At 36.7% G+C, this 15595-nt stretch carries 13 protein-coding genes; 11 read left to right on the forward strand and 2 right to left on the reverse strand.

The annotated features are described in order from the left end of the window. Positions 1–109: 109 nt before the first annotated feature. The 10 genes from pyrG to ACY2RS_RS10550 all read left to right on the forward strand — a co-directional run bounded on the left by pyrG (position 110) and on the right by ACY2RS_RS10550 (position 10920). Positions 110–1726 carry a CTP synthase gene (pyrG, locus tag ACY2RS_RS10505; protein WP_490098610.1) on the forward strand — a complete coding sequence of 539 codons (1617 nt, stop codon included), beginning with the start codon at positions 110–112 and terminating at the stop codon, positions 1724–1726. 146 nt (positions 1727–1872) lie between these two features. After that, positions 1873–3765 (forward strand): membrane protein insertase YidC, encoded by a 1893-nt coding sequence (gene yidC / locus ACY2RS_RS10510; protein WP_490098611.1) that lies wholly within the window; start codon positions 1873–1875, stop codon positions 3763–3765. 122 nt (positions 3766–3887) lie between these two features. Further along, positions 3888–4574 (forward strand): toxin-antitoxin system YwqK family antitoxin, encoded by a 687-nt coding sequence (locus ACY2RS_RS10515; RefSeq protein ID WP_490098612.1) that lies wholly within the window; start codon positions 3888–3890, stop codon positions 4572–4574. 50 nt (positions 4575–4624) lie between these two features. Next, positions 4625–5812: a tRNA 2-thiouridine(34) synthase MnmA gene (mnmA, locus tag ACY2RS_RS10520; protein ID WP_490098613.1), complete on the forward strand. Its 1188-nt coding sequence runs from the start codon at positions 4625–4627 to the stop codon at positions 5810–5812. A gap of 69 nt (positions 5813–5881) precedes the next feature. Then, complete coding sequence (locus ACY2RS_RS10525) at positions 5882–7501, forward strand: S8 family serine peptidase (RefSeq protein WP_490098614.1); 1620 nt, start codon at positions 5882–5884, stop codon at positions 7499–7501. After that, positions 7501–8442 (forward strand): NAD(P)H-dependent flavin oxidoreductase, encoded by a 942-nt coding sequence (locus tag ACY2RS_RS10530; RefSeq protein WP_490098615.1) that lies wholly within the window; start codon positions 7501–7503, stop codon positions 8440–8442. Before ACY2RS_RS10525 ends, ACY2RS_RS10530 begins: the two co-directional genes overlap by 1 nt. 172 nt (positions 8443–8614) lie before the next feature. Beyond that, entirely contained in the window at positions 8615–8782 is a 168-nt protein-coding gene (locus tag ACY2RS_RS10535) for a hypothetical protein (protein ID WP_490098616.1), read from the forward strand. Between the two features lie 43 nt (positions 8783–8825). Then, the gene (locus tag ACY2RS_RS10540) at positions 8826–9074 is read left to right on the forward strand and encodes a DUF1456 family protein (RefSeq protein ID WP_490098617.1); all 249 of its coding nucleotides are present in this window, start codon (positions 8826–8828) and stop codon (positions 9072–9074) included. A gap of 189 nt (positions 9075–9263) precedes the next feature. Further along, positions 9264–10454, forward strand: coding sequence for an ADP-forming succinate--CoA ligase subunit beta (sucC, locus tag ACY2RS_RS10545; protein ID WP_490098618.1), 1191 nt, complete (start codon positions 9264–9266; stop codon positions 10452–10454). 70 nt (positions 10455–10524) lie between these two features. Continuing rightward, positions 10525–10920 carry a tellurite resistance TerB family protein gene (locus tag ACY2RS_RS10550; RefSeq protein WP_490098619.1) on the forward strand — a complete coding sequence of 132 codons (396 nt, stop codon included), beginning with the start codon at positions 10525–10527 and terminating at the stop codon, positions 10918–10920. 342 nt (positions 10921–11262) lie between these two features. On the opposite strand, the gene rluF is transcribed toward ACY2RS_RS10550, so the two are convergent. Further along, entirely contained in the window at positions 11263–12126 is an 864-nt protein-coding gene (gene rluF, locus ACY2RS_RS10555) for a 23S rRNA pseudouridine(2604) synthase RluF (protein WP_490098682.1), read from the reverse strand. Positions 12127–12244: 118 nt separating this feature from the next. On the opposite strand from rluF, the gene ACY2RS_RS10560 reads away from it, so the two are divergent. Then, positions 12245–12886, forward strand: coding sequence for a protein-L-isoaspartate(D-aspartate) O-methyltransferase (locus ACY2RS_RS10560; protein WP_490098620.1), 642 nt, complete (start codon positions 12245–12247; stop codon positions 12884–12886). Positions 12887–12911: 25 nt separating this feature from the next. Here ACY2RS_RS10560 and ACY2RS_RS10565 read toward each other — a convergent pair whose 3' ends face one another. Further along, positions 12912–15392, reverse strand: a complete 2481-nt coding sequence (locus tag ACY2RS_RS10565) for a DUF5686 and carboxypeptidase regulatory-like domain-containing protein (RefSeq protein ID WP_490098621.1) — start codon at positions 15390–15392, stop codon at positions 12912–12914. Between the last annotated feature and the right edge of the window lie 203 nt (positions 15393–15595).

Genomic DNA, 15595 nt, shown 5'->3' on the forward strand with positions numbered 1-15595 from the left:
CTAATATTTCCGAAGTAAAAAAAGCACTGCCTTTCTTTAAAAATACTATGTGGGTATGACTTTAAATACCTACCTTTGCATCCCGTATAGAAATTAAGTTAAGGCACTCATGAGTACTACAAAATATATCTTCGTTACGGGCGGGGTTTCTTCTTCGTTAGGAAAAGGAATCATTGCAGCTTCTCTGGCAAAATTACTTCAAGCAAGAGGCTATCGCGTTACCATTCAAAAATTGGATCCGTATATTAACGTAGATCCAGGTACTTTAAATCCATATGAGCATGGCGAATGTTATGTGACCGATGATGGAGCAGAAACAGATTTAGATTTAGGCCATTACGAGCGTTTCTTAAACGTACCAACTTCACAAGCCAATAATGTAACCACAGGTAGAATTTATCAAAGCGTGATACAAAAAGAACGTCGTGGTGAGTTTTTAGGGAAGACCGTACAAGTAGTACCGCACATTACCAACGAAATTAAAGAACGAATCCAAATTTTAGGAAATAGTGGCGATTATGATATCGTGATTACTGAAATAGGAGGTACTGTGGGAGATATTGAATCTTTACCGTATATAGAGTCTGTTAGACAACTAAAATGGGAACTAGGATCTCAAAATAGTTTGGTAATCCATTTAACATTAATTCCATATTTGTCTGCGGCTGGAGAGTTAAAAACAAAACCGACGCAGCATTCTGTAAAAACACTTATGGAAAGTGGTATTCAAGCAGATATTTTGGTCTGTCGTACCGAGCATGAATTAAGTGACGAACTACGTCATAAATTAGCCTTATTTTGTAATGTAGGCAAAGATGCTGTGATACAATCTATAGATGCTTCCACCATTTATGATGTACCTAATTTAATGTTAGAAGAAGGTTTAGATACGGTGACACTTCAAAAATTAGGATTGAAAGACGAAGGGGCTCCAAGTTTAAGCACTTGGAATGAATTTGTAAAACGTTTTAAAAATCCAAAAGCACATGTTACTATTGGCTTGATTGGGAAGTATGTCGAGCTACAAGATAGTTACAAGTCTATTTTAGAAGCCTTTATTCATGCTGGCGCTGCCAATGAAGTGAAGGTGAAAGTGGCTTCAATACATTCAGAATTTTTGGATGCTTCTAATGTGGAGGAGCAAATGAAAGATTTAGATGCCGTGTTAGTGGCTCCTGGATTTGGAGAACGTGGTGTAGAAGGAAAGATTGAAGCAGTACGTTATGCTAGAGAACAAAAATTACCATTTTTGGGAATATGTTTAGGAATGCAAATGGCTGTTATTGAATATAGCCGAAATATCCTTGGTCTAGAAGGCGCTAATTCTACCGAAATGAATGAAAGCACCGCTCATCCGGTAATCAATTTAATGGAAGAGCAAAAAACCATTATAGATAAAGGAGGAACCATGCGTTTAGGTGCTTGGGATTGTGAACTTATGGAAGATTGTATTGTAAAAGAAGTGTATGGCGAAACCAATATAAAGGAAAGACACCGCCATCGCTTTGAATACAACAATGCGTATAGAGAACAACTAGAAGCAGCTGGGCTAAAAACAACAGGGATTAACCCAGAAACCAACTTGGTAGAGATTGTTGAAATTGAAGACCACCCTTGGTTTGTTGGTGTGCAATACCATCCAGAATACAAGAGTACCGTTGCTAATCCACATCCTTTGTTTGTGAGTTTGGTAAGAGCAGCTCATGAATTTTCAAAAAATAAATAAGACAATATGTCGCACCTTTCATTTGGGCGAGATTATTGACAAACAATTACAGTATTTTCAGAACAGTTTCTGAAATGTTAAACAACCTAGACCATTAGAAATGGTTTTAAAATTTCCGCAGAAAATACTAAAAGCGGAGTATCATTATGGAAGAAAAGAAATTTGACCTCAATTCTATTATAGGATTTGTATTAATTGGAGCCATCTTTATTTGGATGTTATACTTACAACAACCAACCGAAGAGGAGATTGCTGCCGAAGAGGCTAAAAAAGAAGCTGCTGCAAAAGCTGCCGAAGCTGAAGAAAAAGCCAAAGAGGCAGATATAACATTAGCAGAAGCCACCACTGAGATGACAGCTGTAGCTGCCACTGATTCTTTAGGACTTTTAAAATTACAAAACAGATTAGGTTCTTTTGCCTATTCTGGAACCTTGCCTTCTGCCACAGATGCTACTACGGTAATAGAAAATGATGTATTGTCATTAACGGTTAGTAATAAAGGTGGCTATGTTACTGAAGCGCGTCTAAAGCAACACACTACCTACGATTCTATTCCTGTGTATTTAGTAAAAGATGGGAACTCTAGTTTAAACTTCCAGTTCTCTGCAGAGAATAGACTGCTCAACACCCAAGACTTGTATTTTGAGCCAAGGGTTTCTCAAAATGGAGATAACCAAGTGTTGACCATGCGTTTAAAAGCTTCGGCTGATTCTTATATTGAGTATCGATATGAATTGATTCCGGGTGAATACATGACCAACTTTAGCATTAAGTCACAAGGATTAGAAAATGTATTAACGACAAGCCAGCCTATGTATTTAGATTGGAGGTTAAAAGGATATCGTCATGCTAAGAGTATTAGCTACGAAAACAGATACTCTCGTTTGACCTATGAGTATGAAGGAGACAAACACTCCAAACTATCTCCAACAGGTGAAGACCAAGAAGTTGAGGTAGATGTAAACTGGTTAAATTTCCGTCAGCATTTCTTTAGTTCAATGTTATTGACCGATACTTCGTTTAAAGAAGTAGCGTTTAGTTCTAATGATCTTGTAAAAGATGAAACTATAGATACTGTATTCACAAAGCAGTACGGAGCCAAAATACTGATAGAGCCTAAAGGGGGTGCTATTGCTCAAAACATGAATTTGTATTACGGCCCAACAGATTATAAAATCTTTAAAAAATACGATCGTAATCTAGATGAGGCTATGCCATTAGGTTGGGGGATTTTTGGAATGATTAACAAGTATGTAATCATCCCATTATTCGGATTCTTAAGTGGATTCTTGCCAGCAGGTATCGCTATTATTGTGTTGACCATCTTGTTAAAACTAGCCTTGTCTCCAGTGCAGTACAAGCAGTATTTAGCGCAAGCAAAGATGAAGGTCTTAAAACCAGAAATCGATGCTATTAAAGAGAAGCATGGTGATAATAAAATGAAGATCCAACAGGAAACCATGAAGTTGCAAACCATTGCCGGGGCGAGTCCGCTCAAGGGCTGTTTGCCAGCAATTCTTCAAATTCCGGTTTTCTATGCCTTGTTTACCTTCTTCCCAACAGCCTTTGATTTAAGACAGAAGAGTTTCTTGTGGGCAGACGATTTATCGAGTTATGATACGGTTTTTGATCTTCCTTTTAATATTCCATTTTATGGAGATCACGTGAGTTTATTCCCGATTCTAGCCTCTTTAGCTATTTTCTGGTACATGACTATGACCATGGGACAAAGCATGCAAGCGCAGCAACAGCCTGGTATGCCTAACATGAAAATACTAATGTATTTGTCACCATTGTTTATGTTGGTGTTCTTTAACAACTACGCCAGTGGTTTATCATTGTACTATTTTATCTCTAACCTAATTACCATTGGTATTATGCTAGTGATTAAAAATGTAATTATCGATGAAGAGAAAATAAAGGCGCAAATTCAAGTCAACAAATCCAAGCCTAAGAAACAAAATAAGTTTCAGAAGAAAATGGCAGACATGATGGAGCAAGCCGAAGCACAGAAAAAGGCACAGCAGAAGAAAAAGTAGTGCTCAGTTGGCAGTAACTGTTGGTGTTTTTTTATTTTAAACTTTGGCATTTTTTTTGAAAAGTGAATACCGTGTTCAATAGTGACGTAACTTTTACGTTATATCACAAATCTTTTAGTAGCATGAGAAATTGTATTGTATTTATTTTTGTTTTGTGTTTTTCGGCAGGAAATCTTTTTGCACAGGGAATTAATCAAAAAGACGCCAATGGTTTACGTCAAGGCGTCTGGAAAAAGAAGTATCCAAGTTCTACACAGCTTCGGTATGAGGGTCAGTTTAAAGACGATAAAGAAGTAGGTACTTTTAAGTTTTATTGTGAAAATTGCGGTACACAACCCTTTTGTGTCAAAGAATTTTCTGAAGACGGCATGTCTAATGTTTCTTACTTTACCAAAGAAGGCGCATTGGTGAGCAAAGGAAAAATGCAAGGGAAAAAGCGTGTAGGAGAGTGGCTTACCTTTCATGAAAATGCTACTACGGTGATGACTCGCGAGTTTTTTAGTGATGGTAAATTAACAGATACTAGAACGGTGTATACTCCATCTGGGGAAGTAGTAGAAACAACGCTTTATGTAGACGGGAAAAAAGAGGGATTGAGTAATTATTATGCTCCAGAAGGTATCTTACTAAAAAAGGTTACCTACAAAAATGATTTGCTGCATGGCCCTGCGGTGTACTATTCAGCAAAAGGCAGAGTCACTATGGAAGGAAATTATAAAAATGGTGTCAATCACGGTATCTGGAAATATTACAAAGAAGGAAGATTTCTTTTTGAAGAGGTATTTCCTAGACCAGAAGATAGAAACTAGTAAAGAGACTTTGTATTTCTTCGTATCTTTGCACTCCTAATTTTTTATAAATGAAACGTGTTGTTGTTGGTCTTAGTGGAGGTGTAGATTCTAGTGTTGCTGCTTATCTTTTAAAAGAGCAAGGCTATGAAGTGATCGGGCTATTTATGAAGAATTGGCACGACGATTCTGTTACTATTAGTGAAGAATGTCCGTGGTTAGAAGATAGCAATGACGCCATGCTTGTGGCACAAAAATTAAACATTCCTTTTCAAACTGTCGATCTAAGCGAACAATATCAAGAGCGTATTGTAGATTATATGTTTAGAGAATACGAGATGGGCAGAACACCCAATCCAGATGTACTCTGCAATCGCGAAATAAAGTTTGATGTGTTCATGAAAATTGCACTTGATTTGGGTGCAGATTATGTGGCTACAGGGCATTACTGTAGAAAAGGGACACAACTAGTAGATGGTAAAGAAGTCTACAGCTTGTTGTCTGGAAAAGACCCCAATAAAGATCAGAGTTATTTTTTATGTCAGTTGTCCCAAGCACAATTGGCTAAAACTTTATTTCCTATTGGTGAAATTTTAAAACCCGATGTGCGTAAGATAGCAGCTGAGCAAGATTTAATTACTGCCGAAAAACGAGATTCTCAAGGACTTTGTTTTATAGGAAAAGTTAGATTACCAGAGTTCTTGCAACAACAATTGGCCCCTAAAAAAGGAGTGATTGTTGAGGTGCCTTCAGATTTTGAAAAATACCAAGTGGTAGCACCATCTTTTTCTTCGGAAATAGATAGGTTGCAGCATATTTCAGAAAAAACAACCTATACAATTGCCGATGGTAAAAAGGTAGGAGAGCATGATGGCGCACACTATTTTACCAATGGGCAACGTAAGGGCCTTGCCGTAGGTGGGACTAAAGAACCCTTATTTGTAATTGCTACCGATGTAAAAGAAAATGTTATTTACGCTGGACAAGGTAAAAATCACCCTGGTTTATACCGCAGTGGTTTGTTTGTGGCTAAAGATGAAGTACACTGGATCCGTGAAGATCTTAGACTAGAAGAAGGGCAAACACTAGAAGTGATGGCGCGTATTAGATACAGACAGCCTCTAGAAAAGGCGACCTTACATCAAACAGCGCATGGATTGTATGTTATTTTTACAAACCCGCAATCTGCCATTACTGAAGGGCAATTTGTAGCGTGGTATCATGAAGATGAATGTTTGGGGAGTGGTGTAATTTCATAATCTAAATATGTTTATCTTTATAGAACGCTTTTGCTATGAGGCGTCTATTTCAAAAGAAAAATTACGGCTATGAAAAAAATACTCCTATTGCTTGCGATACTCTGTATCCAACAGATGACTGCTCAAGAAGATGCTTTGGTCTTTTTTGCAGACAAAGAAAATGTTACTGAAGCCTTAGCAAATCCAATTTCCATTTTAACGCAAAAAGCAATAGATAGAAAACAATTGCACAATACCCCTATAGATGAAAGAGACGTGCCGGTCAATGAAACGTATATTTCAGAAATAAAAAACACAACAGGCATTACAGTATTCGCAAAATCGAAGTGGATGAACTGTGTGTATGTAAGAGGTTCTCAAACAGACATTGAAACATTGCTAACACTTCCTTTTGTTACTGCCATAGAGTTTGCAGATAAAAGCTTAAATGGAACACCGATACCCGATGGTGTGCCAACAAATAAGTTTGAAATAGAACAGCAAACCAATAGAATTGTATACGACTACGGAGCTGCTGCCAATCAGGTAGAGATGATTGCAGCTGACTTTTTGCACCAAGAAGATTTTACGGGTGCTGGTATTGATATTGCAGTGCTAGATAGCGGCTTTCCTGGAGTGCTTACAAATCCTGCATACCAAAGCCTTAGAGATGAAGGGAGACTTCTAGGAACCTATAATTTTGTGACTAGAGAAGCTACCGGGGATGCGCCTAGTTCTCATGGTTCAAGAACTTTTAGTGATATGGGTGGTTTTATTGAAGATCAATTTGTTGGCACCGCACCAGATGCTTCTTACTATTTGTATGTTACAGAAGATGTAACCCAAGAAAACCCTGTTGAAGAGGCTTGGTGGGTAGAAGCATTAGAGCGCGCCGATAGTTTGGGGGTCCGTATTGTAAATACATCATTGGGGTATCAAGATTATGATAAACCAGAATATACACATGTCTATGAAGATTTAGACGGGTTCACAACCATTGCAGCGCGTGGTGCAAATCATGCCTTTGAAAAAGGAATGTTGTTGGTCACTTCTGCTGGAAATGACGGACTCAGTTTTGGCTTTGTAGCAACTCCTGCAGATGCACCTGGTTCTTTTTCTGTAGGTGCAGTAGATGCAGAAGAAAACTATGCCTCTTTTAGTTCTTTCGGGCCAAATTCAAGTGGATTGATTAAACCCGATGTGATGGCGCAAGGCGTTACTGCCGCCGTAGTGGATCAAAATGGTGCGGTAGATTTTAATAGTGGAACATCATTTAGTTCGCCCATTATGGCTGGAGCTATGGCTAGTTTGTGGCAATCAAGACCAGAGGTTACCAATGCGCAGCTTATGCAAATTGTGAGGGAGTCTGCAAACTTATTTGATGCTCCAACAGACCAGATGGGTTATGGAATACCAAATTTTGAAGATGCTTATGTAGCGCTACAACAGCTTGCTGTCGAAGATCAATTTCTAGCTTCACAATTTGCAATGTATCCAAACCCTGCAAACAAATACGTCTCATTTGCCATCCCAAAAACAGTAGGGAGAGCAATAGTCAATATGTACACCATACAGGGACAGTTTCTTTTTTCTTCGGAAATTTTAGAGGGTCAAAACACTTTAGATGTTTCTAGCTTAGCGACTGGAATGTATCTAGCAAATGTGTCTGATGGCATCACACAAAACTCTTTTAAACTTATTAAACAATAGTGGAAAATAACATTACAAAATTATTTAGAATTCAATACCCGCTCATTCAAGCTGGAATGATTTGGAACAGTGGTTGGAAATTAGCAAGTGCCGTAAGCAATGCAGGAGGCCTTGGTATTATTGGGGCTGGATCTATGTATCCTAATGTGTTGCAAGAGCATATCACCAAATGCAAGGCAGCAACGCAAAAGCCATTTGCTGTCAATGTACCCATGTTATATCCAAATATTGAGGAGATTATTGAAATTATCATCAATGAAAAAGTGCCTATTGTATTTACATCGGCTGGAAATCCTAAAACACATACGGCTAGATTAAAGTCTCATGGTATTGTGGTTGTACATGTGGTGAGTAGTGTGAAATTTGCTTTAAAAGCACAAGAAGCAGGTGTAGACGCTGTGGTAGCCGAAGGTTTTGAGGCTGGAGGTCATAATGGCCGCGATGAGACAACAACCTTTACACTCATCCCTATGGTGAAAGAGCAAATAAGCATTCCATTAATTGCGGCAGGTGGTATTGCTACTGGACGTGGGATGTTAGCAGCTATGATATTGGGAGCAGATGCTGTTCAAATTGGCAGTAGGTTTGTAGCGAGTGAAGAAAGTAGTGCGCACCAAGCTTTTAAGCAGGAAGTAATAAATGCTAAAGAAGGAGATACACTTTTAACCTTAAAAGAATTGGCACCCGTACGTTTGCTTAAAAATAAGTTTTTTGATGAGGTAATGGCCTTATATAAAACAAACCCAAGTAAAGAACAACTTTTAGAATTATTAGGCAGAGCAAGAGCCAAAAGAGGTATGTTTGAGGGTGACCTTGAAGATGGAGAACTTGAAATTGGTCAGGTGGCAGGTCTTATTCACGATATCAAACCAGCTGCAGCGATAGTGAAAGAAATAATGACCGAGTTCGAAGCTCTAAATGGAAAAGAAGTGCTTGCGTAATTATAATTTTGCCAATCGTTCTTTTAAATTTATTTCAACATGGCTATGTTTAACACTTTTTTCTTTTTGTTTAAGATGTAACCCAAAACGTTCAAAAATGATAATAAAGAAGATCTAAATAAATCTAATTATCACTTTTAATGTATATTGCAATGTTAAAAAACCTCTTACCTTGAAAATAATCATCTTATTTATTTTATTTATCATAGCAATACTTTTATTGTTATTGTATGTAACAAATAAAATGCAAGCAGATCGTTATTTGGGAAAAAAGCGCTACAAGAAAAGTGTTTTCTACGGCTTCTTGAAACGTTTTTTTGTAAAAGATCTTCCAGAATAAGGCATACCATTGAGATACTGATATCTTTGTAAAAAACAACTGTATGCCACTTAACAATAATGATATTTTTAAAAAACTACGTGTAGCTCATAAACTTCGCGACGATGATATTGTTAAAATCCTAGAACTAGTAGATTTTAAAGTAAGTAAAAGTGAGCTTGGTGCTTTTTTTAGAAATGAAACACATCCAAAGTACATGGAATGTGGTGACCAAATACTCCGTAATTTCTTAAATGGTCTTATTATTCATTTACGAGGCCCTATGCCTGAGAAGAAAAAAAAAGATAGCTAGTGTCGCTATTTTTTCTGAAATTTTAAGTACCAAAAACAATTGCGACCCAATCCTATTTCAGAAGAGAACCTCCATTAAAAAATTAGTGCATTCTCATAACATTTATTATTTTTGTCGCACGTTTAAGCGAATCGCTTAGTACCATATTTTTTAGTCATTTAATAGCAACCCGATAATGCGGGCATACATATGAATTTACACGAATATCAAGGAAAAGAAGTTTTAAATAGTTTTGGCGTTCAAATACAGCGTGGTATTGTTGCTCAAACTCCCGAAGAGGCAGTAGCAGCTGCTAAAAAGTTAACCGAAGAAACGGGTACTGGATGGCATGTTATTAAAGCCCAAGTTCACGCTGGTGGACGTGGTAAAGGTGGTGGTGTTAAATTAGCCAAAAACCTTGATGAAGTAAAAAGTATCGCTAACGATATTATTGGAATGAACCTTATCACGCCTCAAACGAGTGCTGAAGGTAAAAAAGTACACCAAGTATTGGTGGCAGAAGATGTGTATTACCCAGGTGATAGTGAACCAGAAGAATTTTACATCAGTGTTTTGTTAAACCGTGTAACAGGTAGAAACATGATCATGTATTCTACAGAAGGTGGAATGGATATTGAAACCGTTGCCGAAGAAACACCTCACCTAATTTTTCATGAAGAGATTGATCCTGCAACAGGATTACTTCCTTTTCAAGCGAGAAAAGTAGCTTTTAACTTAGGGTTAAGCGGACAAGCTTTTAAGCAAATGACAAAATTTGTAGCTGCGCTTGTAAAAGCGTATGAAAGTAGTGATTCTTCTATGTTTGAAATTAACCCAGTGTTAAAGACAAGCGATGATAAAATTATTGCAGTTGATGCAAAAGTAAGTATCGATGATAATGCATTATTCCGTCACAAAGATTATGAAGCAATGCGTGATTTACGTGAAGAAAACCCAGTAGAAGTAGAAGCAAAAGCTGTTGGATTAAACTATGTTGACCTTGATGGTAACGTAGGATGTATGGTAAACGGTGCTGGATTGGCAATGGCTACTATGGATTTAATCAAGCAGGCAGGTGGTGAGCCAGCAAACTTCTTGGATGTTGGAGGTACTGCAGATGCAGAACGTGTTGAAGCGGCTTTTAACCTTATTTTAAAAGATCCTGCTGTAAAAGCAATTCTTGTAAATATATTTGGAGGTATTGTACGTTGTGATCGAGTAGCACAAGGTATTGTAGATGCTTATAAAAACATGGGGACTATCAATGTACCTATAATTGTTCGTTTACAAGGAACCAATGCAGATATCGCAAAAGAATTGATAGACAATAGTGGTTTAGATGTACAAAGTGCTATTGAATTTCAAGAAGCAGCAGATAAAGTACAGGCTGTTTTGAGCTAATTGGAATAAAACATTAGATATTTTTGGAAAGCCTTGAATATAGATTCAAGGCTTTTTTTTATCTTTAAGGATGGATAAGACAAAACAGGCGTTGTTAAGCGATTTAATTGTGATCGCAAAAGCTGATAATAAAATTACTGCTGAAGAGTACGATTTTATTATGAGCATAGCAGATCGTATGGATATTCACGATGATGAGGTTAAAATTTTATTCGAAAATCCATTACCCTCACAAATACCTAATACCGAAGTAGCTCGTATTACACATTTTTATAAAATGATGCTACTCATGCACATCGATAATGAAGCAGATGAAAGTGAGATTGAAGCGGTGCGAAACTTTGGTTTAAAAATGGGAATTCGACAAGGAGTTATGGATCAAATGTTACATAAAATGGAAGTATATGAAAATACAACCATTCCAATAGATGAGATAAAAGACATATTTAATACCTACTATAATTAACAAGGTTTTTAAATCGCTGAAATGCATCGAATTGTGTTTTATTAGTATGTTTTTAGTATGTTTTGATTCATTAGAAATAGTATTATATTGTCTATTTTTATAAATGTCAGCATGGTTTTCGACCATTGACACATTTTGTTAGATTTAGGACAAATAGAATACTTCTAGTACTGTAATAATTATTTTAATTTTGCAGTGCGAAGTAAAGTTAGTGAGATTCTTTACAAGTCGTATTCATAATTGAATAGAGAGCAAAAGGCTGGGAAATTTCGTAATTGAAATTTAATTTGGTTAGTTAGTTGAAAGATCACACGTTACCTAGTCGGCGTGTGGTTATTTTTTTTAAGTATTTCTACCTCTTCGGCGTCTGCCGTTAGTCCCAACTTCCCTAGTAGTATTTCTCGAAAAATGTTGTTTAGTTTCTTTTCTAGAACCAGTATTTGTTTGCTTGTGTTTTAGAGTTTGATCTACAAAAGAACTATTGTTTGACTCCGAGACTGCTTCTTGTAATCCTTGTACTTCTGCTTCTGTTAGATCACGCCAAGTCCCAATAGCAAGGCTTCCAAGGTCAATATTCATAATTCTTACTCGTTTTAAAGCGAGTACTTCATATTCAAGATATTCGCACATTCTACGAATCTGGCGGTTGAGTCCTTGAATTAATACAATCTTAAAAACAAATCTACTCAAACGTTCTACATGACACTTTTTTGTAGTGGTTTCTAACTCTGCTAAAGGTATTCCACTACTCATTCTACGAATAAAATCATCTGTAATGGGCCTGTCTGTCGTAACGATGTATTCTTTTTCGTGTTTGTTACCAGCACGTAAAATTTTGTTGACGATATCACCATCATTAGTCATTAACAGTAAACCTTCACTTGGTTTGTCAAGACGTCCTACATGAAAAATACGCTCTTTATGTCCAATAAAATCTACGACATTTCCTTCCACACGCTGGTCTGTGGTACAGGTAATTCCCACTGGTTTGTTTAGGGCAATATAGACTAGGTTTGTATTTTCTGTAATAAGATGACCATCTACATGGATTTCATCACCAGGCATTGCTCGGTCTCCAAGCGATACGGGAGTTCCGTTTAAAGTAACGCGCCCTTGTTCAATAAGCGTATCTGCTTTGCGTCTAGAACAATAGCCGCTATCACTTATCGCTTTGTTTAATCTAATAGAGTCTGGATGATTTGCCATGCCACAAAGATAGGTATACTCAAGCAAAGCAAACACTTATTTTTTGAGCTCGATATCTTCGGAAATTTTAAAAAATTAAACTGCTTTTTAGTATTTTGCATGCATCAAAACCCCACTATTGAAAGACACCTTTACACACCAAGGCATGCGAAAACGATTGGTTGAAGTCCTAGAAAAAAAAGGGATTTCTAATCGGTTGGTTTTAAAGGCAATCAACACCATTCCCAGACATTTATTTATGGATAGTGGTTTTGTAGATCATGCTTATGTAGATAAAGCGTTTCCAATTGCGGCAGATCAAACCATTTCGCAACCCTATACAGTTGCTAGACAAACAGAATTGCTGGATCTCAAAAAAGGAGCTAAAGTATTAGAAATAGGAACGGGGAGTGGTTATCAAACAGCTGTTCTATTAGAAGTGGGTGCTACAGTATTTAGTATAGAGCGCCAAAACGAGCTCTTTAAAAAAACAAAACTCTTTTTAGCAAAGCTAGGCTATCGTCCTAAAAAACTCATTTTTGGTGATGGCTATATTGGATTGCAAGAAGAAGCACCTTTTGATGGGATTATTGTAACTGCAGGGGCTCCTTTTGTACCTAAACCCTTGTTAGCGCAATTAAAAGTAGGAGGAAAGCTTGTGATTCCAGTCGGTGATAAAGTGCAAATAATGACGGTTTTTACAAGAGCTTCAGAAACAGAATTTAACAAAGAAACCTTTGGAGAATTTAGATTTGTCCCCTTGTTAGAGGACAAAAATTAGAGAACTAACATTTCAGAATAACCTATTAAAGACCTAATAAGTCTAAAAATTTCAACCCAAAAATAAAAGCGCCGTCTTGCACACCATTATAATTTGAGCGCACATAATCTATTCTAAGCAAACGATAATCACCAAAACCGAGATTGTCTATTCCTATAGAGAATTCTGAATACGGTTTTCTAGTTTCTGTAGCCAATACATGTGCTCCAACAACCAAATTGAAGTTTAACTCGTTTATCCCTGGGATTTTACCTAAAATCCACCCTTTAAAATCATGCTCTAGGTGCCCTTCCAAATAACTTTTATTGGTGCTTAAATCGTAATAAGGAAGCAGGTTAAATATGTTGGTGTATGTGACAGTAGTTCCAACTCTGGTTTGATTCCCGTTAAAGTGTTGGTAGTCTACAAAAGAGATATCGTCTGCATTAAAAAAAGTTCCTCCTTTTAATCTGTAGTAAAACCTTCCTTTGTTTGCAAGACCAAAATCTTGATAGATTTCTGCTCTTAGTTGGGTGAAATTATACTTGCTATCTGAAGCGCCTAATCCATTCTCAATGGTGAGATCAAGCCTCGGGTATAACTCATTTCCGATATTGAACTTCATATCTGGATTGGAGAAATATTTTTGTCCAAACACAATACGAGCAGTCAATTGTGATTTAAAAATACTGTGATTTGCAATACCTGGAGAACTAAAATCTTGCGGCGCTATTGGGTTGTTAGAGGTAAAGCTTACACCTTCATTGTTTATGTAATATTGATCGGTAGTATTAAATAGAGCGCTCCTGTTTTCATAGCCAACTCTAGCAAAGGCTTCAAAGCCATTAAATAGCTCTTGTCTATAATTTAATTGCGCAAAATCAAGTTCATAGCCTTTGAGAAAATTTCTTTCAAAGAACAAGGTCGAAATACTATTTATAAGCGGCGATATGGGTTCGCTACTATTAAATTGTGCAATCCTACTACCTCCTGCAAGCGATATTCTAAGGTTGTTTTTTCTATTGAAATTTTTAGTGATGCCACCTGTAAAGCGAACTTTGTCTTCCGAAATACCATAGGTAGCATTAATATTTGCCGCCAACCACTTTGTCTGGCTCTCATTGTACCATTTGTAAAAACGAATCCCTGCATTACTATTATAGCCTTGTATGGTATTAAATGCTATTCCTTCAACAGGTCCATCATAGCTAATTCTCCATTTTTTGTAGCTGTTCGCGAATGAATAGCCAAGTAATGGATCTAAGAGGCTAAATTTATTAGAGACCTGATCTAACGAGTCTAAATAAGGTTTAGACCTCCTAAGGGTTTGTATACTGTCTTTCTTTATATAGTCGTCAAGTTCTTCATTTGTAAGCGGAACTGGACGTGTTCCTGTCCAGAATAGACTGTCTTTTTTATTAGCTTCCGGTTCAAAAGAAAGCACCTCATTGCTAAAAGATCGTTTGTTGAAGTCGGGTTCAAAGTCGTAATTACTGTATACACAAATGTAACGACCATCTCCATTAAGCCCCATAAAACCAAAACCAAAATCTATGGTTTGTGATAGTTTTACCCAAAAATCGTGGGCTTCATCATATTTAAAGTTTTGCTTGAAGACCAATTCTTTGATAAAGGGTACTTGAATCGCTGCGCCCGTCGTTGAGATTTCTACGCCATATAATTGCCAATCATCTTCTACAATATAAATGATGCCTTTAAAAACACGATCTTTTGGTCTTTTTGGAATGACTTTTATTTTATTAATTAGTTTACTACCCTCATAAAAAACTCCATCCAATTTATAGTCATAATAGCTAAATGCATTATTGGCTATAGGAGATACAATAGCTGTGTTTAAATCTATGGTGTTTTCATAAAACGAAAAGGTAGATTCTTGCGCGCTGTTAAAGCTAAAACCATTGTCATTACCGCTCACTTTACTAGCGATAATACGCTCATTAAAATCGTTGGGTTGTTGGTAGGATATTTTTGAAATGCTTTCTGAAAGATAAATAATACCGCTTCTGGTAGAATCTAATGCTCCTTGTAAGTCACCTACTTCTCTTCCTAGTATTTTTTCTGGTACATCTTTTACTTTCCATAATCCTCTGGAGTAAAAATCTGCAGTGTACTCGCTTATTTTTGCTAGGTTTTCTTTTCGCTGAGCGATGGTAGCTCTTATAATGCGGATGGCTGGATCTTCATCACTAGTAATCACAACTTCATCGAGGCTGGTAGTTTCTGCTTCTAATGATACGTTTAGGATAAAAGGAAAACGTTCAATAGTTACTTCTTTTGTAATCTTTTTGTAGCCTAAAAATTGGTAGATGATACTATAGGTTCCTAGTTTTTCGACATTTAATTCGTAGTTTCCATCATCATTTGAGGTCGTCCCCGTGTAGGTGTTTTTAACATAGATGTTTACATAGGGCAATGCTTCATTAGCGGTATTGGTTATTTTTCCTATAATTTGTGCTTGACCTTGAAATAGAAAGCAGCATAGTATTAAAAACAGTATTTTTTTCATGAAATAGTACCCATTTACTATAACGAAGATACTAATTGATGCTCTTTGACAAGAACAATTTATCACAGATTTAACTTCTTAGAATACTTGTTTTGCTTTGAATTCACTCTTTTACAGGGTTTTAGTTTAATTCATGCTGAAATATTAGATACTTTTTACTATTTTAATTGTTTATAATAGTATCACTCTTTAAAACCATCATC

This window comes from Patiriisocius sp. 208BN25-11 (assembly GCF_058147145.1).